Origin of the sequence: Pseudomonas triticifolii, assembly GCF_014358015.1 — a bacterium.
Lineage (GTDB): Bacteria > Pseudomonadota > Gammaproteobacteria > Pseudomonadales > Pseudomonadaceae > Aquipseudomonas > Aquipseudomonas triticifolii.
The window spans coordinates 115,277-137,933 of sequence record NZ_JACONV010000011.1; the positions used below are offsets into that span (position 1 = coordinate 115,277).

At 60.1% G+C, this 22,657-nt stretch carries 22 protein-coding genes and 1 other RNA gene; 4 read left to right on the forward strand and 19 right to left on the reverse strand.

Features of this window, described 5'->3' with window-relative positions; translation table 11 throughout:
- Window positions 1–2 precede the first annotated feature (2 nt).
- The 14 genes from H8S56_RS15820 to rsmI all read right to left on the reverse strand — a co-directional run bounded on the left by H8S56_RS15820 (window position 3) and on the right by rsmI (window position 14,981).
- Window positions 3–962, reverse strand: a complete 960-nt coding sequence (locus tag H8S56_RS15820) for a D-alanine--D-alanine ligase (RefSeq protein ID WP_187519152.1) — start codon at window positions 960–962, stop codon at window positions 3–5.
- A complete protein-coding gene (gene murC, locus H8S56_RS15825) occupies window positions 959–2,419 on the reverse strand; it encodes a UDP-N-acetylmuramate--L-alanine ligase (RefSeq protein WP_024687128.1) in 1,461 nt (486 codons plus the stop codon). Before murC ends, H8S56_RS15820 begins: the two co-directional genes overlap by 4 nt.
- Window positions 2,412–3,482 (reverse strand): undecaprenyldiphospho-muramoylpentapeptide beta-N-acetylglucosaminyltransferase, encoded by a 1,071-nt coding sequence (murG, locus tag H8S56_RS15830; RefSeq protein WP_024687129.1) that lies wholly within the window; start codon window positions 3,480–3,482, stop codon window positions 2,412–2,414. Before murG ends, murC begins: the two co-directional genes overlap by 8 nt.
- Window positions 3,472–4,686: a putative lipid II flippase FtsW gene (gene ftsW / locus H8S56_RS15835; RefSeq protein WP_024687130.1), complete on the reverse strand. Its 1,215-nt coding sequence runs from the start codon at window positions 4,684–4,686 to the stop codon at window positions 3,472–3,474. The genes murG and ftsW overlap by 11 nt, the downstream gene beginning before the upstream one ends.
- On the reverse strand, window positions 4,683–6,029 hold the full coding sequence (murD, locus tag H8S56_RS15840; RefSeq protein ID WP_187519153.1) for a UDP-N-acetylmuramoyl-L-alanine--D-glutamate ligase: 1,347 nt from the start codon (window positions 6,027–6,029) through the stop codon (window positions 4,683–4,685). Before murD ends, ftsW begins: the two co-directional genes overlap by 4 nt.
- 5 nt (window positions 6,030–6,034) lie before the next feature.
- Window positions 6,035–7,117: a phospho-N-acetylmuramoyl-pentapeptide-transferase gene (gene mraY, locus H8S56_RS15845; RefSeq protein WP_024687132.1), complete on the reverse strand. Its 1,083-nt coding sequence runs from the start codon at window positions 7,115–7,117 to the stop codon at window positions 6,035–6,037.
- The gene (locus H8S56_RS15850) at window positions 7,117–8,487 is read right to left on the reverse strand and encodes a UDP-N-acetylmuramoyl-tripeptide--D-alanyl-D-alanine ligase (protein ID WP_187519154.1); all 1,371 of its coding nucleotides are present in this window, start codon (window positions 8,485–8,487) and stop codon (window positions 7,117–7,119) included. Before H8S56_RS15850 ends, mraY begins: the two co-directional genes overlap by 1 nt.
- Window positions 8,480–9,943: a UDP-N-acetylmuramoyl-L-alanyl-D-glutamate--2,6-diaminopimelate ligase gene (locus tag H8S56_RS15855; RefSeq protein ID WP_187519155.1), complete on the reverse strand. Its 1,464-nt coding sequence runs from the start codon at window positions 9,941–9,943 to the stop codon at window positions 8,480–8,482. Before H8S56_RS15855 ends, H8S56_RS15850 begins: the two co-directional genes overlap by 8 nt.
- Window positions 9,943–11,670, reverse strand: coding sequence for a peptidoglycan D,D-transpeptidase FtsI family protein (locus H8S56_RS15860; RefSeq protein ID WP_167525041.1), 1,728 nt, complete (start codon window positions 11,668–11,670; stop codon window positions 9,943–9,945). Before H8S56_RS15860 ends, H8S56_RS15855 begins: the two co-directional genes overlap by 1 nt.
- A complete protein-coding gene (ftsL, locus tag H8S56_RS15865) occupies window positions 11,670–11,963 on the reverse strand; it encodes a cell division protein FtsL (RefSeq protein WP_024695252.1) in 294 nt (97 codons plus the stop codon). The genes H8S56_RS15860 and ftsL overlap by 1 nt, the downstream gene beginning before the upstream one ends.
- Window positions 11,960–12,901 (reverse strand): 16S rRNA (cytosine(1402)-N(4))-methyltransferase RsmH, encoded by a 942-nt coding sequence (gene rsmH, locus H8S56_RS15870; protein WP_080266077.1) that lies wholly within the window; start codon window positions 12,899–12,901, stop codon window positions 11,960–11,962. Before rsmH ends, ftsL begins: the two co-directional genes overlap by 4 nt.
- Before the next feature lie 2 nt (window positions 12,902–12,903).
- Complete coding sequence (mraZ, locus tag H8S56_RS15875; RefSeq protein ID WP_004881513.1) at window positions 12,904–13,359, reverse strand: division/cell wall cluster transcriptional repressor MraZ; 456 nt, start codon at window positions 13,357–13,359, stop codon at window positions 12,904–12,906.
- Between the two features lie 306 nt (window positions 13,360–13,665).
- An RNA gene (gene rnpB, locus H8S56_RS15880) (RNase P RNA component class A) lies at window positions 13,666–14,023 on the reverse strand.
- A gap of 88 nt (window positions 14,024–14,111) precedes the next feature.
- Complete coding sequence (gene rsmI / locus H8S56_RS15885) at window positions 14,112–14,981, reverse strand: 16S rRNA (cytidine(1402)-2'-O)-methyltransferase (protein WP_024695253.1); 870 nt, start codon at window positions 14,979–14,981, stop codon at window positions 14,112–14,114.
- A gap of 274 nt (window positions 14,982–15,255) precedes the next feature.
- Between rsmI and H8S56_RS15890 the strand changes: the two genes are divergently transcribed.
- The 4 genes from H8S56_RS15890 to H8S56_RS15905 all read left to right on the forward strand — a co-directional run bounded on the left by H8S56_RS15890 (window position 15,256) and on the right by H8S56_RS15905 (window position 18,733).
- The gene (locus H8S56_RS15890; protein ID WP_187519156.1) at window positions 15,256–17,070 is read left to right on the forward strand and encodes a penicillin-binding protein activator; all 1,815 of its coding nucleotides are present in this window, start codon (window positions 15,256–15,258) and stop codon (window positions 17,068–17,070) included.
- Window positions 17,067–17,441, forward strand: coding sequence for a YraN family protein (locus H8S56_RS15895; RefSeq protein ID WP_187519157.1), 375 nt, complete (start codon window positions 17,067–17,069; stop codon window positions 17,439–17,441). The genes H8S56_RS15890 and H8S56_RS15895 overlap by 4 nt, the downstream gene beginning before the upstream one ends.
- A gap of 123 nt (window positions 17,442–17,564) precedes the next feature.
- Window positions 17,565–18,158: a phosphoheptose isomerase gene (locus H8S56_RS15900; RefSeq protein WP_024687142.1), complete on the forward strand. Its 594-nt coding sequence runs from the start codon at window positions 17,565–17,567 to the stop codon at window positions 18,156–18,158.
- Window positions 18,155–18,733, forward strand: a complete 579-nt coding sequence (locus H8S56_RS15905; protein WP_024687143.1) for a BON domain-containing protein — start codon at window positions 18,155–18,157, stop codon at window positions 18,731–18,733. Before H8S56_RS15900 ends, H8S56_RS15905 begins: the two co-directional genes overlap by 4 nt.
- Before the next feature lie 49 nt (window positions 18,734–18,782).
- On the opposite strand, the gene H8S56_RS15910 is transcribed toward H8S56_RS15905, so the two are convergent.
- The 5 genes from H8S56_RS15910 to petA form a co-directional block, all read right to left on the reverse strand.
- Window positions 18,783–19,199: a ClpXP protease specificity-enhancing factor gene (locus H8S56_RS15910; protein ID WP_024695254.1), complete on the reverse strand. Its 417-nt coding sequence runs from the start codon at window positions 19,197–19,199 to the stop codon at window positions 18,783–18,785.
- Between the two features lie 17 nt (window positions 19,200–19,216).
- The gene (locus H8S56_RS15915) at window positions 19,217–19,834 is read right to left on the reverse strand and encodes a glutathione S-transferase N-terminal domain-containing protein (protein ID WP_024687145.1); all 618 of its coding nucleotides are present in this window, start codon (window positions 19,832–19,834) and stop codon (window positions 19,217–19,219) included.
- Window positions 19,835–20,056: 222 nt separating this feature from the next.
- A complete protein-coding gene (locus H8S56_RS15920) occupies window positions 20,057–20,836 on the reverse strand; it encodes a cytochrome c1 (RefSeq protein WP_187519158.1) in 780 nt (259 codons plus the stop codon).
- A complete protein-coding gene (locus H8S56_RS15925; protein WP_024687147.1) occupies window positions 20,836–22,047 on the reverse strand; it encodes a cytochrome b in 1,212 nt (403 codons plus the stop codon). The genes H8S56_RS15920 and H8S56_RS15925 overlap by 1 nt, the downstream gene beginning before the upstream one ends.
- Entirely contained in the window at window positions 22,047–22,640 is a 594-nt protein-coding gene (gene petA, locus H8S56_RS15930) for a ubiquinol-cytochrome c reductase iron-sulfur subunit (protein ID WP_024687148.1), read from the reverse strand. Before petA ends, H8S56_RS15925 begins: the two co-directional genes overlap by 1 nt.
- Window positions 22,641–22,657 lie beyond the last annotated feature (17 nt).

The window sequence follows — 22,657 nt, forward strand, 5'->3', positions numbered from 1 at the left end:
CCTTACCCTCTCGCCTGAACGCTGTCGGCCAGAATCGCCAACACCAGTTGCTGGAAGTCCAGGCCCGCGGCACGTGCCGCCATCGGGACCAGACTGTGATCGGTCATGCCTGGGACCGTGTTGACTTCAAGCAGCCAGAACTTGCCGTTTTCGTCCTGCATGACATCCGTGCGCGCCCAGCCTGCGATGCCAATGGCTTCGCACGCACGCGCTGTCAGTTGTTTGAGTTCCTGCTCGCGATCGTCGGCAAGTCCGCTTGGTATCCGATACTGGGTATCAGAGGCCAGGTACTTGGCGTCGTAGTCATAAAAACTGTGAGGAGTGCCCAGACCAATGGGCGGCAACACCTGGTCGCGCAGAGACGCGACAGTAAACTCGGGCCCCTGAATCCACTGCTCGACCAACACTTGCGAATCGTAGGTACTGGCGGCTTTCCAGGCGGCGATCAATGCTTCGACGCTGGTCACTTTAGCCATACCGATACTTGAGCCTTCATGGGCCGGTTTGACGATCAAAGGGAAGCCCAGTTCCGTCGCCGCGCAAATACAATCCTGCTCGCTGCCAAGTACCGCGTGCAAAGGCGTCGCAAGGCCCAGGCTCTGCCACACCTGCTTGGTGCGCAGCTTGTCCATCGCCAGTGCCGAAGCCAGTACGCCGCTGCCGGTGTACGGAATGTCCAGACACTCCAGCAGCCCCTGCATCGTGCCGTCTTCGCCACCGCGACCGTGCAGTACGATGAAGGCGCGATCAATTTTTTCACTGACCAGACGCTGCAGGAAATCGTCACCCACGTCGATGCCGAACGCGTCCACGCCCGCCGCCAGCAACGCTTCAAGCACTGCCTGCCCGGACTTCAGAGAGACTTCCCGCTCGGCACTCTTGCCGCCAAACAGCACGGCAACGCGGCCGAAGCTATTCGGCGCCAGTGTCGAGCGCAGGGAAGACGGGGTGACGGCTGTCATTTCAGCTTACCTTCGGTTGAAGCCACTTTTGCGCCGACGAACAGCGGACTCTTGAGCAGTTGCGGAGCCAGACCACCAATGTCGCCCGCGCCTTGGCACAGCAGGATGTCACCGGCACGCAGCAGCGGCTTGACCAGCGGGGCCAGCTCGACGCCGCGCTCGATGTAGATCGGGTCGAGCTGTCCACGCTGACGAATGCTGTGGCACAGGTTACGGCTGTCTGCGCCGGGGATCGGTTCTTCACCGGCCGGGTAGACTTCCATCAACAGAAGAACGTTGGCATCGGCCAGTACCTGCACGAAATCGTCGTACAGATCACGGGTACGGCTGAATCGGTGCGGCTGGTAAACCATGACCAGACGCCGATCCGGCCAGCCACCGCGCACGGCGTTGATCACCGCAGCCACTTCACGCGGGTGATGGCCATAGTCGTCGACCAGCATCACGTTGCCGCCTTCGACCGGCAGTTCACCGTAGACCTGGAAACGACGACCCACGCCCTGGAAGCCGGACAGCCCCTGAACGATGGCCTCATCACTGACACCTTCGTCAGTGGCGATGGCGATGGTTGCCAGCGAGTTGAGGACGTTGTGATTGCCCGGCATGTTCACGGACACGTCCAACGGCTCGCGGTCGCGACGCAGCACGGTGAAGAACGTCAGCATGCCATCCTGACGCACGTTGATTGCGCGCACGTCTGCCGTCTCGCTGAAGCCGTAGGTCAGGGTCGGACGCTTGACCAGCGGCAGAATCTCGCGCACCACAGGGTCGTCGATGCACATCACCGCCAGCCCATAGAACGGCAGGTTGTGAAGGAACTCGACAAACGTCTTCTTCAGCTTGTTGAAGTCGCCTTCATAGGTCGCCATGTGATCGGCGTCGATGTTAGTGACCACCGCAACCAGCGGTTGCAGGTGCAGGAAACTGGCATCACTTTCGTCGGCTTCGGCGATCAGGTAACGGCTGGTACCCAACTGTGCGTTGGTGCCCGCGGCGTTCAGACGGCCACCGATCACGAACGTCGGGTCCAGGCCACCGGCCGCAAACACCGAAGCAATCAGGCTGGTGGTGGTGGTCTTGCCGTGCGTGCCGGCTACGGCAATACCGTGGCGGTAGCGCATCAGCTCGGCGAGCATTTCGGCACGCGGCACAACCGGGATACGGCGTTCGAGCGCGGTCGCCACTTCGGGGTTGGACGTGTTGACCGCACTGGACACCACCAGTACGTCAGCGCCTGCCGTGTTTTCAGCACGATGGCCGAGGAAGATCTGCGCGCCGAACGATTCGAGACGTTCGGTCACGGCGGAGCTCTTGAGGTCGGAACCCGACACTTCATAGCCCAGGTTCAGCAGCACCTCGGCAATGCCACACATGCCGACGCCGCCGATACCGACGAAGTGAATACGACGGATACGACGCATTTCAGGTTGCGGCATGGCGCGTTGATTCTCAACCATTGACCACCTCCACACAGACATCGACCACGGTATTGGTTGCATCGGGCTTGGCCAGGCGACGTGCCGTGCGGGCCATGCTGTTCAATTGTTCGGGTTGCATCAAAACCTCTTTCAGGCGAGCAGCCATCTCGGCTACGCCAGTTGTCGCTTGCGGCATGACGAAGGCTGCGCCTTCGCGGGCCAGATAGTCAGCGTTACGTGACTGATGGTCATCGATCGCATGAGGCAGCGGGATCAACAGCGATGGCAAGCCAGCGGCCGCCAGTTCGCTGATGGTCAACGCACCGGCGCGACAGACCACCAGATCGGCCCAGCTGTACGCTTGAGCCATGTTCTGGATAAACGGCGCGACCTGCGCCTCGACGCCTGCGGTGCGATAGCGCTCGGCAGTGATTTCGTCGTGATGTTTGCCGGCCTGGTGGAACACCTCGGGACGCAGGTCCTCGGGCAATTGCGCCAGTGCTTCGGGCAGTAATTTGTTCAGCGGCTCGGCGCCCAGGCTTCCACCCAGCACCAGCAGACGCGCCTTGCGCCCGACCAGTGTCTGACGCGGGGTTTCGAGGAACAGCTCGACACGCACCGGGTTGCCGGTGGTACGGCGCTTGCCAGACGCAGCAAAGGTGTTCGGGAACGCCTCGCACACGCGGCTGGCGAATGAGGCCAGGCTGCGGTTGGCAGTGCCCGCGACAGCGTTCTGTTCGTGAATGATCAACGGCACGCCCGCCAGCTTCGCCGCCAGACCACCGGGGCCTGTGACATAGCCACCAAAGCCGACCACGCAGACGGGCTTGAGCTCACGCACGACCTTGCGGGCCTGCATCAGCGCCTTGAACAGCATCAGCGGCGCTTTGAGCAGGGACAAACGGCCCTTTCCGCGCAAGCCGGTCACATTGATCAGGTGCAGCGTGAGGCCCGCCTGTGGAACGAGTTCGTTCTCGATCCCGCGCGGCGTGCCCAGCCAGTGAACCTTGTAGCCACGTGCCTGGAATTCGCGGGCGCAGGCGAGCGCCGGGAACACGTGCCCGCCGGTGCCGCCGGCCATGATCAGCACATTAGCGTCCATGGGGCGTCTCCTCGGCGAAGTCGCTTTCCTTGAACTCGGCCTCTTCACTGCCCATGTTGTTGCGCGACTCCCACTCGATACGCAGTAGCAAGCCAAGGCTTGCACAGCAGATCACCAACGAACTGCCGCCGTAACTGAGGAACGGCAAGGTCAGACCCTTGGTAGGCAACAGGCCGACGTTCACGCCGATGTTGATCAGGAACTGACCGATCCACAGGAACGACAGACCGTACGCGACGTAGGCACCAAAGAACTGTTTGGCCCGTTCTGCCCACATGCCGATGTACATGCCACGGATACTGACGAACAGGAACAAGGCGACGGTCAGCAACGACCCCACCACGCCCAGCTCTTCAGCGAGCACGGAGAACACGAAGTCGGTATGCGCTTCCGGCAGATAGAATTGTTTCTGAACGCTGTTGCCAAGGCCCACGCCGAACCATTCGCCGCGACCAAAGGCGATCAACGCTTGGGTCAACTGGTAGCCGGAACCGAACTGGTCAGCCCATGGGTCGGTGAAGTTGGTCAGACGCGCCATCCGGTAAGGCTGAGCCTGTACCAGCACCACGACCGACACGACAGCCAGCACCACCATCAGCGAGAAGCGGAAAAGGCCCACACCGCCGAGAAACAGCATCGCGGCCGCAGCGCCCATCATCACGACCGTTGCGCCGAAGTCAGGCTCCATCAGCAACAGCCCCGCCATCGGCAGCAGCACGATGAACGGCTTGAAGAAACCCATCCAGCTCTCGCGCACTTCCTGCTGACGACGAATCAGGTAGCCGGCCAGGAAGATCACGACGAACACCTTGGCGATTTCCGACGGCTGCACGTTGAACGCACCGAAGCCGATCCAGCGCATCGAACCATTGACCTCGCGTCCGATACCGGGCACCAGCACCATCAGCAGCAGGCCGAAGGCACCGATCAGCATCAGCCAGCCCAGACGTTGCCAGGTGGCAACCGGGATCAACATGGTCACGCCGCACGCGCCCAGGCCGATCAGCAGATAGACCAGATGGCGGGTCATCATGTACAGCGTATTGCCCGATTGCACGGCCGCCACTTCCGACGACGCGGAAGTAATCATTACCAGACCCAGGCCCAGCAACGCGAGACAGCCAACCAGCATCGGGAAGTCGAGGTCGATGCCCCGTCCGCTGATCAGGGGCGATGGGTACGGCTTGATCACACCGAAGATCATGACAAGCACTCCACTGCCTGCGCGAACACTCGCCCGCGCTCTTCATAATTCTTGAACATGTCCAGACTGGCGCAGGCCGGGGACAGCAATACAGCGTCGCCGTCCTGAGCCCGTTCAGCGCTGCGCTCGACCGCCGCTTGCAGCGTGTCGACACGGACCAGCGGTACGGCGTCGCCCAGTGCCGCAGCGAGCCGCTCGGCATCACGCCCCAGCAGCACGACCGTGCGGCAATGCGCAGCGACGGCCGAACGCAGAGCGCCGAAATCAGCGCCTTTGCCATCGCCACCGGCGATCAGCACCAGCTTGCCCGGAATGTCGGCACCCAGGCCTTCGATTGCAGCCAGTGCAGCGCCGACATTGGTGGCTTTCGAATCGTTGTAATAATGAACGCCGTTCAGCTCTCTGACCCACTGACAGCGATGTTCAAGACCTGTGAACTCACGCAGTGCAGCGAGCATGGCGTCGAACGGCAGACCCACCGCATGGCCCAACGCCAATGCCGCCAGTGCGTTGGACTGGTTATGGGCGCCGCGCATTTTCAGGTCACTAACCGGCATCAGGTTTTCGAACTGGAACGCCAGGTACTTTTCGCCGTTCTCTTCACGCAGGCCGAAGCCGTGGAAGTCGGGCTTGTTCAGACCGAAGGTCCAGCATGGCAGGCCTTCGCCTATCAGCGGACGAGACAGTGCGTCCTGACGATTGACCACCACCTGACGAGCGCCGCGGAAGATCCGGTGCTTGGCCAGATGGTAGGCAGGCAGGCCGCTGTAACGGTCCATGTGGTCTTCGCTGATGTTCAACACAGTCGCCACTTCGGCGTTGAGCTGATCGGTGGTCTCCAGTTGAAAGCTGGACAGCTCCATCACGTACAGCTCGACGTCGTCGCTGAGCAGATCCAGCGCCGGCGTACCCAGATTACCGCCCACGGCAACGCGCTTGCCGGCTGCCACGGCCATCTCGCCAACCAGCGTCGTGACGGTGCTTTTCGCATTGGAACCGGTGATGGCCACGATGGGCGCTTTCGCGTAGCGCGCGAACAGTTCGATATCGCCCGCCATCTTCACGCCACGCGCCTGCGCCTGCTGCAAGGCAGGCGTCGCGAGGGCAAGACCCGGGCTGACGTAGACTTCGTCGGCACGGCAGAGGAACTCCACGTCCAGCTCGCCACAACGCACGTCCACCTGCGGGTAATCCCGGCGCAAGGTCGCCAGTTCCGGCGGATTCTCCCGCGTGTCGGCCACGGCAAACGACACGCCCTGGTTCGCCAGGAAGCGAACCAGGGACATGCCGCTTTTGCCTAGACCCACGACAATGCGGAAGCGGTCGGAAACGATCAGGGACACTCGCTCTACCTCAGTTTCAGCGTGGCAAGGCCGATCAGCACGAGAATCACGGTGATGATCCAGAAACGGACGATCACGCGTGGCTCGGGCCAGCCTTTGAGTTCAAAGTGGTGGTGGATGGGCGCCATGCGGAAAACCCGGCGACCGGTCAGTTTGAAAGACGCAACCTGAATGACCACTGAAAGGGTTTCCATCACGAACACGCCGCCCATGATGAACAGCACGATTTCCTGACGGACGATCACTGCCATGGTGCCCAGTGCAGCGCCCAGCGCCAGTGCACCGACGTCGCCCATGAAGACCTGGGCCGGATAGGTGTTGAACCAGAGGAACCCCAGTCCCGCCCCGATCAATGCCCCGGAGAACACAATCAATTCGCCCGCCCCCGGTACATAGGGAATCAGCAGGTATTCAGCGAATTTCACGTTACCCGACAGGTAGCAGAAGATACCCAGCGCGCCGCCAACCATCACGGTCGGCATGATCGCCAGACCGTCCAGGCCGTCGGTCAGGTTGACCGCGTTGCTGGAGCCGACGATCACGAAATAGGTCAGCACCACGAAACCGATGCCCAACGGGATGCGGACATCCTTGAGCATCGGCACGATCAATGTGGTTTCGGTGGCCGAAGGCGCGGTCGTATAAAGGAAGATCGCAGCACACAGACCGAACACCGACTGCCAGAAGTACTTCCAGCGGCTGGGCAGGCCACGGGAGTTCTTTTCGATGACCTTGCGGTAGTCGTCGACCCAGCCAATGGCACCGAACAGCAGGGTGACGAGCAGCACGACCCATACATAGCGGTTGCTCAAGTCAGCCCACAGCAAGGTGCTGATGCCGATGGAGGAAAGAATCAGCGCGCCGCCCATGGTGGGCGTGCCCGATTTGGACAAGTGCGATTGCGGACCGTCGTTGCGCACGGACTGACCGATCTGACGCATCTGCAGGGTACGGATCATCCATGGGCCCAGGCACAGCGAAAGCGTCAGCGCAGTGAGCACGCCAAGGATCCCGCGCAGCGACAGGTACTGAAAGACTGCGAAGCCTTTGTAGAACTGTTGTAAGAACTCGGCCAACAGCAGCAGCATCAATGTTTCTCCAGGCTAGAACCGCACAAGGCAGCCACGATGTTTTCCATCGCGGCGCTGCGCGAACCCTTGATCAATAAAGTGGTGTTTTTGTCTTGTTCAGCGCCCAGCGCTTCGATCAGCTCGGCCTGGGTGATGAAGTGGCGCGCATGCGGGCCAAAAGCGCTCACGGCGTGTGTCATCAGGGGCCCCACGGTATACAGCGCAGAAACCTTGCCGGCAGCGTAGGCACCCACGTCATGGTGGCCCTGCTCGGCCCACTCACCCAGCTCGCCGATGTCGCCCAGCACCAGAACGGTACGTCCCGCAAAGCTGGTCAGCAGATCAACAGCAGCGTTTACCGAAGACGGGTTAGCGTTGTAGGTGTCGTCAATCACGCGCATGCCATTGCTGGCAATGTGCGCAACGGCGCGGCCCTTGACCGGCTGCACGTCGTTCAGGCCAGCAACGATGCCTTCAAGGCTCACGCCCAGCGCGCAGGCAGCAGCAGCGGCGGCCAGCGCGTTGGTCACGTTGTGTGTGCCCAGCAGATTCAGTTGTACCCGCGCAGAACCCAGCGGGCTGTTGAATACGAACCCCGGGCATCCACGTGCATCGCGGCTGAGGTCGCTGGCGTGCAGGTCGGCAGCAGCGTTGCTCAATGCAAACGTCAGCACCTTGCGATCGCCTGCACGCGTGCGCCAGATCGGGAATGCCTTGTCATCAAGATTCAGGACGGCCGTACCGCTGGCGTTGAGCCCCTCGATAATTTCGCCCTTGGCTTCGACGATGCGATCAGGACCGCCAAACTCGCCGACATGGGCTGTGCCTGCGTTGGTGAGAATGGCCACATGAGGTTGGGTCAGGCTCACGGTAAACGCGATTTCCCCGACGCGCGACGCACCCAGCTCGATGACCGCAGCGGCGTGCTCGGCGCCCAGTTCCAGCAGCGTCAATGGCACGCCCAGTTCGTTGTTCAGATTGCCACGGGTCGCGAGCACAGAACCCCGCGTACGCAAAATGCTGGCGAGCATCTCCTTGACCGTGGTCTTGCCGCTGGAACCGGTCACGGCGGCAACCGGCCGGTCAACGAAGGCATTGCGATTCATCGCGCCCAATTGCGCCAGTGCCTTGCGGGTATCCAGCACCACCAGTTGCGGCAAGCTCGCGCCCACCACTTCACGCTCGACCAGAGCACCCACAGCGCCGCTGGCAGCGACCTGCTCCAGGTATTCATGCCCATCGAAACGAGGGCCGGTCAGCGCCACGAACAGCTGGCCGGGCTTGATCGCACGGCTGTCGGTGCTGACACCGTCAAAGCTGCAGTCGTTGCCCACCAGACGGGCATCGAGCGGGGCAGTCAGTTCGCTGAAGGTCAATGGCTTAAGCATGCGCAGGCTCCCAGGCGGCCAAGGCTTTCGCAGCCTCTTCCAGATCGGAGAAGGCCTGACGCTGACCGTCGATTTCCTGATAGTCCTCGTGCCCTTTGCCAGCCAGCACGACTACGTCATCGGCTCTGGCGCTGGCGATCATTTGCGCAATGGCCTGACCGCGACCTTCAATGAACGTCACCTTGTCAGCGGCAGCGAAACCGGCACGGATATCATCGAAGATCCGGGCAGGCGCTTCGCTGCGAGGGTTGTCATCCGTCACCAGCACACCATCGGCCAGTCGCTCGACCACTTCGGCCATCAACGGGCGCTTGCCGCGATCCCGATCACCGCCGCAACCAAACAGACACAACAACCGACCCTTGGCGTGCGGGCGCAAGGCTTCCAGTACTTTTTCCAGCGCATCGGGCGTGTGAGCGTAATCGACCACGACCAACGGCTTGTCGGCACCACCCAGACGCTGCATGCGTCCGACCGGGCCTTCGAGTTTCGGCAGCACCTTGAGGATTTCGTCCAGCGCGTAATCCAGACCGAGCAAGGCGCCGATTGCGGCCAGTACGTTGCTCAGGTTGAAACGTCCCAGCAGACTGCTGCGCAGGAAATGCTCACCCTGCGGAGTCACCAGCGTGGCGCGTACGCCATCGTCGTCGAACTTTGCGTCGCGGCAATAAAGATACGCAGCGCTGTCGAGCAAGCTGTAGGTGATCAACCGTGACTCATGCTTGTTAGCCGCAAGCTCGCGACCGAATGCGTCATCCAGGTTAATGACCCGGCAGCGCAGGTCAGGCCAGGCAAACAGCTTGGCCTTGGCCGCACCGTAAGCCTGCATGGTGCCGTGATAATCCAGATGGTCCCGGGACAGGTTGGTCAGCACCGCGACATCGAAAGCCAGCGCAGTCGCCCGCCCTTGATCCAGACCGTGAGAGGACACTTCCATCGCGACAGCGCGTGCGCCCGCCTGCCTGAGGTCGGTCAGCGTCGCCTGCACGGCAATCGGGTCCGGCGTGGTGTGGCGGCCGCTCTGCAGGGCGCCATAAAAGCCGGTGCCCAGCGTGCCGACGATGCCGCAATGCTGACCCAGCAGGTCAAGCGCCTGGGCAACCAGCTGAGTGACGCTGGTCTTGCCGTTGGTGCCGGTGACGCCAACCAGATTCAGGCTTCGGCTCGAGTCGCCATAAAAGCGACCGGCAATGGCGGACAATTGCGCGGCCAGCCCCTTGACCGGGATCAGCGGCACATCAGTAATCGGTAATACGGTAGCCCCTTCGGACTCGTAAGCGACGGCCGCTGCGCCACGTTGAAGTGCATCGGCAATGTGCGTACGACCATCGACCTTGAGACCTGGAATCGCCAGGAACAGATCACCCGGACGTACGTTTCGACTGTCCAGAGTCAACTCGCGAATCAGCGCGTCACGGTCGGTATGTGCGAAAAGCTTGCTCAGATTAAAGGACATCAACCACGCCCTCCTTTAACAGCTGCCGGAGCAGCATTGACCTGTTCAGGTGCGAGGTTGTCGGGAGATACGTTCATCAAGCGCAACGTACCGGACATGACCTTGCTGAATACCGGGGCCGAAACCAGACCGCCGTAGTAACCACCCTTGCTCGGCTCGTCGATCACCACAACGATGGCGTAACGCGGATTGCTCATCGGGCCGAACCCGGCGAACAGCGAACGGTAAGAGTTCTCGGCGTAACCCTTGGTGCCGATGGACGTCTTGCGCGCCGTGCCGCTCTTGCCGCCGACGTGATAGGACGGCACACGGGCGCGATAAACGCCGCGCGGGTCCTCGATCACTTGCTGCAACATGCCTTGCAGGGTCTTGGCGGTGGCTTCGGGAATAGCCTGAACCGCCGTCGGAGCTGCGTCGCTTTTGAGAATGGTCAATGGCACGATCCGGCCATTGTTGGCCAGCGCACCATAGGCGTGTACCAGTTGCAGTGCAGTCACCGACAGACCGTAGCCGTAGGACAGCGTGGCGGTTTCTGCCTTGCGCCACTCGCGATAGTTCGGCAGGTTGCCCACGCGCTCGCCCGGGAAGCCCAGGCCTGTGTATTGCCCGAAGCCGACGCGCTGCATGGCGCGGAAAATCGATTCACCGCCCACGTCGAACGCCACTTTGCTCATGCCCACGTTACTGGAGTTGATCAAAATGCCCGTCAGGTCGAGTACCGGACCTTCGGTCTTGGTCACGTCGCGAATCGTGTATTTGCCGATCTGCAGCGTACCCGGGTACACCTCGACTTTGTCGGTCGGCTTCCAGCGGCCGCTGTCCAGCGCTGCCGTCATCGAAATCGGCTTCATGGTCGAGCCCGGCTCGAACACGTCAATGATCGCCCGGTTACGCATGGCGGCTGGCACCATGGTGCGGCGGTTGTTGGGGTTGTAGGTTGGCTGGTTGACCATCGCCAGCACTTCGCCGGTCTTGACGTCCATGATGACCAGACTGCCCGCCTTGGCTTCGTTCTCGACGATGGCGTTGCGCAGCTCACGGGTTGCCAGGTATTGCAGGCGCAGATCAATGGACAAAGCCAAGGTCTTACCGGCCTTGGCGTTCTTGGTAACCTGTACGTCCTTGATCAGTCGACCTCGCCGGTCCTTGATGACCTGCCGCTTGCCGGGCACGCCGGCGAGCCAGTCATCATAAGCCAGCTCGACCCCTTCTCGACCATGATCGTCAAGGTCGGTGAAGCCGACCATGTGCGCAGTCACATCGCCTGCCGGGTAGAAACGACGAAATTCCTCGATGCCGTAGACACCGGGAACCTTGAGGTCGAGCACCGACTGACCTTGCTCGGGTGTCAGTCCGCGAACCAGGTAGATGAATTCCTTGGTGGCCTGCGAGTCGAGACGTTCGGTAAGGGCTTTCACGTCCTGGCCCAGCGCTGCGGCGAGCATCGGCCACTTGGCCTTGTCCTGCTGCATTTCGCGCGGGTTGGCCCACAGCGTGGTCACGGGCGTACTGACCGCCAGAGGCTCGCCATTACGGTCGGTGATCAGGCCGCGGTGAGCCGGAATCGGGATGTGACGAAGGCTGCGCGCATCGCCCTGTTCCTTGAGGAACGTGTGGTCGATGACCTGCAGGTCAACGATGCGCCAGCAGATGGCGAGCACAAGACAGACGAGCAAGCCGACGACAACGCGGAAACGCCACGGATACAGTGCACCTTCAAGCTTCATCATGGCGCCACCATCCGCACTTCGGCAGCGCTGGGGATGCGCATCTTCAGCTGTTCGGTGGCCAGGGTTTCAATGCGGCTATGGGCGGTCCAGGTGCTCTGCTCAAGGATCAGACGACCCCATTCGGCCTGAGCCTTGTCGCGCACGCTCATTTCAGAATAAAGCGAGTTGAGCAATTGACGGTTCAAATGCGCGCTATAGGAAACGCCAATCGCCGAAATCAGGACGGCGACGAACAACAGCAGCATAATCGAGCTGCCGCCAGGCAAGGGTTTCAGGAACAGACGGCTCACCTGAGCTTCTCCGCAACGCGCATGACAGCGCTGCGCGAGCGTGGATTGGCTTTGGTTTCGGTGTCGGAGGCAAATTGAGCCTTGCCATGAATCTTGATTTTCGGCTCGAACGCCTTGTACTGGATCGGCAGGTTGCGCGGCATGTTGTCCGCTTCGCCCTTGGCCAGCTTGCGCATGAACAGTTTGACGATGCGGTCTTCGAGCGAATGGAAGCTGATCACCACCAGACGACCGCCGACTTCCAGCGCGTCCAGCGCGGCGTCGAGGCCGGCTTCAAGATCGCCCAGTTCGTTGTTGACGTGGATACGCAGCCCCTGAAAGGCGCGTGTCGCAGGATTCTTGCCTTTTTCCCAGGCAGGGTTCGCCACCTTGAGCACTTCAGCCAGGTCGGCGGTGCGTTCGAAGGGCTGAACTTCACGGCGCTGCACCACAGCATTGGCCATGCGCTTGGCGAAACGCTCTTCGCCGTATTCCTTGAAGACCCGAGCGATTTCCTCGGCAGGCGCTGTGGCGATGAACTCGGCCGCGCTGACACCGCGGGTCGGGTCCATGCGCATATCCAGAGGGCCGTCGTTCATGAAGCTGAAGCCACGCTCGGGATCGTCAAGCTGCGGCGAGGACACACCCAGATCAAGCAGGATGCCACTGACCTTGCCCGCCAGGCCGCGTTCTTGAGCCTCGGAGCCCAGTTCGGCAAAGCTGCGCTGCACAATGACAAAGCGGCCGTCTTCGGCCGCTAGCGCTTGCCCTGTGGCAATCGCCTGAGGGTCCTTGTCGAACCCTAAGAGCCGACCGTCCGGCCCCAGATGACTGAGTATCAACCGGCTGTGACCGCCACGACCGAACGTGCCATCCAGATAACAGCCATCAGCGCGCACCGCGAGAGCCTCCACGGCTTCTTCGAGCAATACGGTGATGTGGGTAAAGCTGCTATTCATAGTCACAGGATCAGGTCACGTAATTCATCGGGCATCGCGCCAGGTTGTTGAATGGCAGCAAGGTCGGCATCAGCAAGTGCGTTCCAGGCGTCCTCGTCCCACAATTGAAACTTGTTGAGTTGCCCCACCAGCATCACGCGCTTATCCAGCTTGGCGTATTCACGCAGACGCGGAGGGACCAGAAAACGCCCGCTGCCATCCAGCTCCAGATCGACGGCATTACCAATCAAAAGCCGCTGCAGCCGACGGTTCTCTTCACGAAACGTAGCGAGCTCACGAAGCTTGGCTTCTATCAGCTCCCACTCGGACAGCGGATAAAGGCACAAGCAGGGGTCAACGGCATCTATGGTCACGATTAACTGGCCGGCGCTACGCGAATCCAGCTCGTCACGGTACCGGCTCGGCATAGCGAGACGGCCCTTGGCATCGAGATTGATCGCGTTGGCACCACGGAACACAGGCGCATTCTCCAAATATTAGCTTTTTGCGCTCAAAAAACCCACTTCGTGCCACTTTCTGCCACTTGCGCACACTATAGGAATGCGCCCACCACACCGTCAAGGCACGGTCTTAAGGAAAACCCTTACATTTCGCAGATTTAGGAGTGGTATTGGAGGTGAAAAGCTGAATTCAGGAGGGATCTGAAAGATATTTCCTACTTACCTCAAGCGACTAGGACTTGAAGTTAAAGTAATTTATGAAGTCTAAGATTTTTTTGGTATTACGAAAGGCTTCTGCTGTTGAAAAGCAGAGAAAGGAAAAAGGTGGAGAGTCGATCTGTAAGCCGGGTTCTGTCGAGGACAGTCATTCCTCTACGACGGCCATCACTGGACGTCTTTAGCAACCTACCCGGTTCCAGCGCGGGCCACGCCTAGGAACCCTATTTGGTCTTGCTCCGAGTGGGGTTTACCTTGCCACGAACTGTTGCCAGACGTGCGGTGCGCTCTTACCGCACCTTTTCACCCTTACCGGCACCGAAGTGCTTAGGCGGTTATTTTCTGTGGCACTTTCCGTAGGCTCGCGCCTCCCAGGTGTTACCTGGCACTCCGCCCTATGGAGCCCGGACTTTCCTCCCCCCCTTGTTGCGGAACAACAAGAGGCAGCGACTGTCCAATCGACTCTCCGCTGACAAGGTTAGCGGCACACGCCACCGAGAACAAGCTTTAAAAGCCTGTAAGGCTTGTGTGAGCCTCTGAAAATGGGTGCTCGACTACTCTTTCTGCTTGTCCAGCGCGACCTGATACAGCAGATTCTTGCGCACCCCGGTTATCTCTGCTGCCAGTGCGGCAGCGCGCTTGAGCGGCATTTCCTCAAGCAGCAGATCCAGAATCCTGCGTGCGTCTGCGCCAATCACATCCTCATCCTCGGGCGGCGTCCAGCCTGCTACCAACACCACGCATTCACCGCGTTGCTGATTACTGTCGGACTCGACGAAGGCTCGCAGCTCTGCCAATGGCAGACCCTTAAGGGTTTCGAATGTTTTGGTTATTTCACGCGCCAGCAAGGCAGGACGCTCGGCGCCGAACACCAATTCCATGTCCTGCAGGCACTCAAGAATACGATGTGGCGCCTCGTAGAAAATCAGCGTACGAGGCTCTTCCTTGACGGCTTCGAGCCGGGCTCTGCGCCCGACCGCCTTGGCAGGCAGAAAACCTTCGAATATGAACCGGTCAGAAGGAAGACCCGCCGCCGACAGCGCTGCGATCAAGGCGCATGCACCCGGCACGGGCACCACCGGCACGCCGGCTGCGCGCGCCTGACGCACCAGGTGGTAGCCAGGATCGGAAATCAGCGGCGTGCCCGCATCAGAAATCAGCGCGACATCATCGCCGGCCAGCAACCGGGTGATAAACCGGCTACCCTCATCCCGCTCGTTATGCTCATGGCATGCGGCCAGCGGCGTCGATATGCCGAAGTGTTGCATCAGACGCGACGAGTGTCGCGTATCCTCGGCCGCAATCAACGCAACCTCGCGCAGAACCTTCAGCGCCCGCACGCTCATGTCATCCAGATTGCCGATAGGGGTAGCCACCACATAAAGCGAGCCAGGGGTGGAATTCGAAGCAACCGGGACAGTCAAAGCGCAGACCTCATGTTTAACAAGCAGGGTGTCGGGAAAAACGCATTGTACAGGCAACGACCCTGATCAGCGGTTTGTGCATCAGGGAAGTCCATAAAAAAGGAATAAGGACGCATGATTTTTCTTCAGCGCTGTATACCGTCGCCTGCCGCAGTCCAGTGGATTGCAGGATAGAAGACGCGGTCACACGCAATATCACACCTTCGAAGTCGCGCCCCGGCCAGTGCTTGGGTACAATTCGCCGTTAATTCGCTCGAGTATCAGGAACACATCAATGATCGCCTGCCTGCGGCTGTTCTCTGCCCTCTGCCTCGCTGCACTTCTTGCAGCCTGCGCCAGCTCGCCCTCGTCCAGTCTTGGCGAGCTTCCTCGCACCCCGGATGCCAGTATCGAGCAACTGCTTGAACAGGCGTCGGCTGCCAAGACCCCGGAACAGGCCGCAACCCTGCGCCTGAGCGCTGCCGATCTGGCCAACCGCCAGAATGATGCAGGGCGCGCCGCGCAGATTCTTGGTCAGGTACAGCTGGATCAGCTCAAACCAGGCCTGCAGGTGTTCGCCAGCACGCTGTCCGCCGAACTGGCCATGGGCCGCAACCAGCCCAAGGCTGCCTTGACGGCACTCAACCACCCAAGCATACAACGCCTGGGTGAGCTGTCGGTCGAGCAGCAGGTTCGCACTCATATGGTCAAGGCGCGCGCACTGGAAGCCGACGGTCAGATCCTGCCTGCCGCCAGCGAGCGCGTCTTTGCAGGCCCGCTGCTGCAAGGCGCTGACGCCAGCGCCAATAACGATGCTATCTGGAAACTGGTGTCGTCCCTGCCGGCCGAACAGCTGCAAGCCAATGCAACCGGCGACATGGCTGGCTGGTTGAGCCTGGCCCGCTCGGTCAAGGGTGCAGGCACGCTGGAACAGCAACAGGCAGCCATAGACACCTGGAAAGCACAGAATCCCCAACACCCTGCCGCACTGCAACTGCCGACCACCCTCGCCCAACTGCGCGCCCTGACCAGCGAACCGCTGACCAAAATCGCGCTGCTGCTGCCTCAGGATGGCCAACTGGCGGCCGTCGCGAAAGCGTTGCGTGAAGGCTTCATGGCCGCCCATTACCAGGCTCAGCAGGCTGGCCAGAACCCTCCGGCCATCCAGGTATTCGACAGCTCGCGTCTGACCTCGATGGACGAGTTCTATCGTCAGGCACAGGCAGCTGGCGTCCAGCTGGTCGTAGGTCCACTGGAAAAGAATCTGGTCAAGCAATTGAACAGTCGCGAGCATCTTCCTATCACTACACTGGCGCTCAACTACAGCGATGCTGGTAACGAAGGGCCTCCTCAACTGTTTCAGTTCGGTCTGGCCGCAGAAGACGAAGCACGTGAAGTTGCACGTCGCGCCTGGGCCGATGGTAAGCGCAGTGCCGTTGCCATGGTGCCCAAGGGCGAATGGGGCGACCGCGTGCTGGATGCTTTCCGCAAGAGCTGGCAAGCCAAGGGCGGCACACTGATCGCAGCCGAACACGTTGACCAGCCTGTCGAACTGGCCCAACAGGTCGCCGATCTGTTCCAGTTGCGCAAAAGCGAAGGCCGCGCCCAGCGCCTGCAAAGCACCGTAGGCACCCAGGTTGCCGCACAACCAAGCCGCCGCCAGGACATCGACTTCATGTTCCTTGCCGCCACGCCGCAGCAGGCCCAGCAGATCAAGCCGACCATGGTGTTCCAGTACGCTGGTGACGTTCCTGTCTACGCCACCTCTCACCTGTTTACCAACAGCAACGACCATGCCCAGTACATGGACCTGAACGGTGTGCGCTTCTGCGAGACACCTTGGTTGCTCAACGCCAACGACCCACTGCGCCAGCAAGTGACCGCTCAGTGGCCGCAAGCCTCCGGCAGCCTGGGTCGCCTGTACGCCATGGGCATCGACGCCTATCGCCTGGCACCACGTCTTGGCCAGCTCAAGACGCTGCCGGACAGCCGCATTGATGGCCTGTCGGGCAGCCTGAGCATGACACCTGGCCGTCGCGTGGAGCGTCAGTTGCCATGGGCCGAGTTCGTTGACGGCAAGATCCAGCGCCTGCCGGACACCGCACCTTGATATCACGCAACACCCGGCAACAAGCAGGGCGCGAGGCAGAAGCCTACGCCCTGCAGCATTTGCAACAACAGGGTTTGCACCTGATCGCACAAAACTGGTTATGCAAACGTGGCGAGCTTGATCTAGTCATGCTCGACGGCGATACAGTAGTATTCGTCGAAGTTCGCTACCGACGTCATTCCGGCTGGGGTGGCGCGGTTGAAAGCGTGGATTTTCGTAAACAGGCAAAGCTCGTCACCGCTGCACAGTTTTTCCTGCAACAAGAGTCAGACTGGGCCCGCTATCCCTGTCGTTTCGACGTGGTCGCGGTTGAAGGAGTATCAGGCGCATCAGCTCCCTTGAACTGGATCAGGAACGCTTTCGACAGCTGACAAGCCGCAGCGCAGTCATGACCGGCACGAAGCCACCACCACTACCGATTTCGCTATTGCTTTGCGGGCTGCACACCGGCATGCCGGGGGTAGCCGCCGTACGCTCTAATTAAGGTCACATTGATGGACATGCAATCCCGAATTCGCCGGCTGTTTCAAGCCAGCATCGATACCAAGCAACAGGCGATGGAAGTCCTTGCACCCTTTATCGAGCAAGCCAGTCAGGTCATGGTCAACGCCCTGCTTAACGAGGGCAAGATGCTCGCCTGCGGCAACGGCGGATCAGCGGGCGATGCCCAGCATTTCTCATCCGAATTGCTCAACCGGTTCGAGCGCGAGCGGCCAAGTCTGCCGGCGATCGCGCTGACCACCGACAGCTCGACCATCACCTCCATTGCCAACGATTACAGCTACAACGAGATCTTCTCCAAACAGATCCGCGCATTGGGTCAACCTGGGGACGTATTGCTGGCGATTTCCACCAGCGGCAACTCGGCGAACATTATTCAGGCCATCCAGGCCGCACATGATCGCGAAATGATTGTCGTAGCATTGACGGGACGCGACGGTGGCGGAATGGCCTCGCTGCTCTTGCCGGAAGACGTGGAGATTCGCGTACCGGCCAACGTCACGGCACGCATACAAGAAGTCCATCTGCTGGCGATCCATTGCCTTTGTGATCTGATCGACAGCCAACTGTTCGGGAGTGAAGAATGACCCCTAATCGTCTTAGCCTACTGGTTCTGACACTGTGCCTGAGCATCACCGGATGCAGCTCGGTTATCACCGCCGCTCGCGAAAAGCCGATCGAGGACGATCGCGGCACACGCACTTTTGGCAGCAAGATCGATGACTCACTGATCGAAACCAAGGCAGCCGTGAATATCTCCAAGGCCAGCCCTGACCTTGCCGAAGGTTCACACATCGTTGTCACCAGCTTCAACGGCATCGTTCTGCTGGCTGGCCAGACCCCGCGCGCAGACCTCAAGGCCATGGCCGAACAGGCTGCAAGCTCCGTACAGCGCGTCAAGAAGGTCAACAACGAGCTGCAGGTCATGGCACCTTCCTCGCTGCTGGCGCGCAACAATGACGCCTGGCTGACCACCAAGATCAAAAGCCAGATGATTGCCGACGCATCCATTCCCGGTTCGCGCATCAAGGTCGTGACCGAGAACGGCATCGTGTTCCTGCTGGGTCTGGTGACTCAGGACGAAGCCAATCGCGCCACCAACCTGGTGCAAGGCGTGTCCGGCGTTCAGAAGATCGTCAAGCTGTTCGAGTACATCGACTGACAGCCCGATCGCAGACATGAAAAAGGCGATCCTTGCGGATCGCCTTTTTTTATTTCACGACTTTAAGGCTCGGCCTGCCCGTCGGGCGAGGCGGCTCGCTGTCCGGCGGCGAATCATCGCCATCGTCCAGTTCGATATCGTCTTCTTCCTCCATTGAAGGCTCCAGATCGAAAACCATCCCCTGACCGTTCTCGCGGGCATAAATACCCAGGATGGCGGCGACAGGAACGTAAAGCGTGTGCGGCACACCACCGAAGCGGCCTTCAAAGCTGACGGCTTCGTTATCCATATGCAGATGACGCACTGCACTGGGCGAAACATTCAGGACAATCTGCCCATCGTTAGCAAAACCCTGAGGGACCTGCACGGATGGGAATTCCGCATTGACCAGCATATGCGGGGTGCAATCGTTATCAACGATCCACTCATAAAGAGCACGAACCAGATAAGGGCGACTGGAGTTCATCAACGGCTCCTTAAGCCTTAGCGCATTTCACGCTCGGCATCAGACAGACTTGCCTGAAAAGCCTCGCGTGCAAATTGACGCTCCATATAATCAAGCAACGGCTTGGCAGGCCGTGGCAATTCAATACCCATGATCGGCAAACGCCAGAGTATGGGCAGTAGACAGCAATCGACGAGACTTTGCTCGTCACTCAGAAAAAAAGCTTTGTCGGCAAACAAGGGGGAAACCCCTGTCAGGCTTTCCCGCAATTCCTTGCGCGCCTGCACACGAGCCTGCTCCTTGCTGCGCGTATCCAGAATCAAATCAACCAGAGCGCACCAGTCACGCTGGATCCGGTGGATCAGCAGCCGACTGTTGGCACGGGCCACCGGGTACACGGGGAGCAGGGGCGGATGCGGATAGCGCTCGTCCAGATACTCCATCACTACCGTCGACTCGTACAACGCCAGGTCGCGATCAACCAGCGTCGGCACACTGCCGTACGGATTCACTTCAATCAGTTGGGGCGGCTGACGACCGGCCACAACATCAATGATTTCAGCGCTGACACCCTTCTCGGCGAGCACGATACGCACACGATGAGAATAGTGGTCGGCGGGGTCGGAGTAACAGGCCAACCGGTTGGTCACGCCCATGGTGATCCTCCTCGCTTGTTAAATTTATCGGACAGATGAAAGAACACACCTCAAGTGGCTGCGATAACGCATACAACGTGACAGGTGCTCATCGCGGGCGACACGATAGCTCATTTACGCCTACTAATTTCTGTAATCTTGCCCTGCCAGGCTATTCGCCGCTTATTTAAGCGCCATTGCGACGGCAAAGGGGCATTTGTGTAAAGCGGGCGTGGCAAACGCTCAACGAATGTCCTTCCAGTACTCACGCTTGAGCAAGTAAACGAAGATCAACAGCACGACCAGGTAGAGCAACACGTAGGTGCCGATGCGCTGATGCCGCAACTTGTCCGGGTTGGCCGAATAATCCAGAAACGTCACCAGATTCCTGATTTTCTCATCGAACCGAGCGGGTGTCAGGCTTCCTGAATGGGGCACGATGGTCAGCTGATCACAGGCCTCATGGGTCAGCGGCGCACCACTCAGCGGGTCGTATTGTTTCTTACCCTCGACCTCGCGCTGCACCTGCTTGCACCCCATCACCTGACGCCCCTGCAGCGAGACCAGCACATTCGGCATCGCGACGTCAGGAAAAACCTTGTTGTTAACCCCCCAGGGCCGCGCCGGATCCTCATAGAACGAGCGCAGATAGCCATAAAGCCAATCAGCCCCACGCACCCGCGCCACCAGCGTGAGATCGGGCGGTACCGCACCGAACCAGGCTTTGGCATCCGCTGGCTGCATGCCCGTCCGCATGTGATCACCGATCTTTGCGCCTGTGAACACCAGCTTTTCAAGCATCACTTCATGGGGAATGCCCAGGTCATCGGCAACGCGCTCATAGCGCTGATACTTGGCGCTGTGACAGCCCATGCAGTAATTGACGAACGTGCGCGCGCCATCCTGTAACGCCGCTTTGTCGGACACGTCAATGTCGACACTCTCGAGCGACACGCTGCTTGATGCCCCGAACACAAACGCGGGCAGCGCGACAAAGATCAATACAGCCAGGAGTCTTTTCATTACCCCGTCACCCGCTCCGGAACCGGCCGCGTACGTTCAAGCCGGGTATAAAAAGGCATCAACAGGAAGTAGGCGAAGTACAGGCAGGCGCAGACCTGTGCCACCAGCGTGCGCCCCGGCGTAGGCGGCTGAACACCGAGATAACCGAGGGTCACGAATGACACACAGAACAGGATCAGCGCCACCCGGCTGATCCAGCCCTTGTAGCGCATGGATCTGACCGGACTGCGATCCAGCCACGGCAGCACGAACAGGACGGCGATGGCCGAGCCCATGGCCATAACGCCCATCAGCTTGTCTGGAACGGCGCGCAGGATTGCGTAGAAAGGCGTGAAATACCAGACCGGCGCAATGTGCTCCGGGGTCTTGAAGGCGTTGGCCGGCTCGAAGTTCTGCTTCTCCAGAAAGTACCCGCCCATTTCCGGAAAAAAGAATACGACCGTACAGAACACAAACAGAAACACCACCACGCCCACCAGGTCCTTGAGGGTGAAGTACGGATGAAAGGCGATGCCGTCCAGCGGCTTGCCGCTCTCATCCTTGTGCTTCTTGATGTCGATGCCGTCCGGGTTGTTCGACCCCACTTCATGCAGCGCGAGAATATGCAGCACCACCAGACCCAGAATGACGATGGGCAATGCCACGACATGCAGCGCAAAGAACCGATTGAGGGTGATGCCTGAGACCAGATAATCCCCACGAATCCACTGGGCCAGATCCTCGCCAATGACAGGAATTGCCCCGAACAGCGAGATGATCACCTGCGCCCCCCAATAAGACATCTGCCCCCAGGGCAACAGATAGCCCATGAAAGCTTCTGCCATCAGGCACAGGTAAATCAGCATGCCGAATATCCAGACCAGCTCACGGGGCTTCTGATAAGACCCGTAGAGCAATCCGCGAAACATGTGCAGGTAGACGACGATGAAAAACGCCGAGGCGCCCGTCGAGTGCAGCAGGCGCAGGATGGCACCGTACTCGACATCGCGCATGATGTATTCAATCGACGCGAAGGCTCCTTCGGCCGTGGGCGTATAGCTCATGGTCAGCCAGATGCCGGTCAGAATCTGATTGACCAGCACCAGCAAGGCCAGCGAGCCGAAGAAGTAGAAAAAATTGAGGTTGCGCGGGACGTAATACTTGCTCAGATGCTCTTCCCACATTCTCGTGGCGGGGAAACGTGCATCAATCCAGTCCACCAGCCTGCCCATTACACGCCCTCCTGATCGACACCAATGACGATGACCGTGTCCGACTCATAGGAATAAGGGGGTACAGGCAGATTCAGCGGGGCGGGCTGCGACTTATACACCCGCCCTGCCAGATCGTAATGAGAGCCGTGACAAGGACAGAAATAGCCGCCCAGCCAGTCCTTGCCAAGGTCGACAGGCGCCACTTCAGGACGGAAGGTCGGCGAGCAGCCCAAGTGAGTACAGATACCGACCAGCAACACGATATCCGGCCTGATCGAGCGCACTGAAGGGTCCACGTAAGCGGGCTGAACCGACGCCCTGGATTGGGGATCGGACAACTGCCCGGTCAGCTTGCCAAGGTTGTCGAGGATTTCAGGCGTACGCCTGAGGATGAATACCGGTTGTCCACGCCACTCGGCAACCATCTGCTGTCCCGGCTCTATCTTGCCGATGTTGACCTTGACCGGCGCACCTGCCGCACGAGCCTTGGCGCTCGGAGACCATGAGCCGACAAACGGAATAGCGGCCCCCACTGCGCCGGCCGCACCCAACACGGACGTGGCAGCCACGAGAAAGCGACGCCGGCCATCGTTCACGCCGTCATTGCTCATTCGACACCTCCCATCGG

Excerpts from the sequence above, each read along its gene's own strand:
- H8S56_RS15820 (WP_187519152.1), bottom strand. The coding sequence starts at position 962 with ATGACAGCCGTCACCCCGTCTTCCCTGCGCTCGACACTGGCGCCGAAT.
- murC (WP_024687128.1), bottom strand. The coding sequence starts at position 2,419 with ATGGTTGAGAATCAACGCGCCATGCCGCAACCTGAAATGCGTCGTATC.
- murG (WP_024687129.1), bottom strand. The coding sequence starts at position 3,482 with ATGGACGCTAATGTGCTGATCATGGCCGGCGGCACCGGCGGGCACGTG.
- ftsW (WP_024687130.1), bottom strand. The coding sequence starts at position 4,686 with ATGATCTTCGGTGTGATCAAGCCGTACCCATCGCCCCTGATCAGCGGA.
- mraY (WP_024687132.1), bottom strand. The coding sequence starts at position 7,117 with ATGCTGCTGCTGTTGGCCGAGTTCTTACAACAGTTCTACAAAGGCTTC.
- H8S56_RS15850 (WP_187519154.1), bottom strand. The coding sequence starts at position 8,487 with ATGCTTAAGCCATTGACCTTCAGCGAACTGACTGCCCCGCTCGATGCC.
- H8S56_RS15855 (WP_187519155.1), bottom strand. The coding sequence starts at position 9,943 with ATGTCCTTTAATCTGAGCAAGCTTTTCGCACATACCGACCGTGACGCG.
- H8S56_RS15860 (WP_167525041.1), bottom strand. The coding sequence starts at position 11,670 with ATGAAGCTTGAAGGTGCACTGTATCCGTGGCGTTTCCGCGTTGTCGTC.
- rsmH (WP_080266077.1), bottom strand. The coding sequence starts at position 12,901 with ATGAATAGCAGCTTTACCCACATCACCGTATTGCTCGAAGAAGCCGTG.
- H8S56_RS15890 (WP_187519156.1), top strand. The coding sequence starts at position 15,256 with ATGATCGCCTGCCTGCGGCTGTTCTCTGCCCTCTGCCTCGCTGCACTT.
- H8S56_RS15900 (WP_024687142.1), top strand. The coding sequence starts at position 17,565 with ATGGACATGCAATCCCGAATTCGCCGGCTGTTTCAAGCCAGCATCGAT.
- H8S56_RS15905 (WP_024687143.1), top strand. The coding sequence starts at position 18,155 with ATGACCCCTAATCGTCTTAGCCTACTGGTTCTGACACTGTGCCTGAGC.
- H8S56_RS15910 (WP_024695254.1), bottom strand. The coding sequence starts at position 19,199 with ATGAACTCCAGTCGCCCTTATCTGGTTCGTGCTCTTTATGAGTGGATC.
- H8S56_RS15915 (WP_024687145.1), bottom strand. The coding sequence starts at position 19,834 with ATGGGCGTGACCAACCGGTTGGCCTGTTACTCCGACCCCGCCGACCAC.
- H8S56_RS15920 (WP_187519158.1), bottom strand. The coding sequence starts at position 20,836 with ATGAAAAGACTCCTGGCTGTATTGATCTTTGTCGCGCTGCCCGCGTTT.
- H8S56_RS15925 (WP_024687147.1), bottom strand. The coding sequence starts at position 22,047 with ATGGGCAGGCTGGTGGACTGGATTGATGCACGTTTCCCCGCCACGAGA.
- petA (WP_024687148.1), bottom strand. The coding sequence starts at position 22,640 with ATGAGCAATGACGGCGTGAACGATGGCCGGCGTCGCTTTCTCGTGGCT.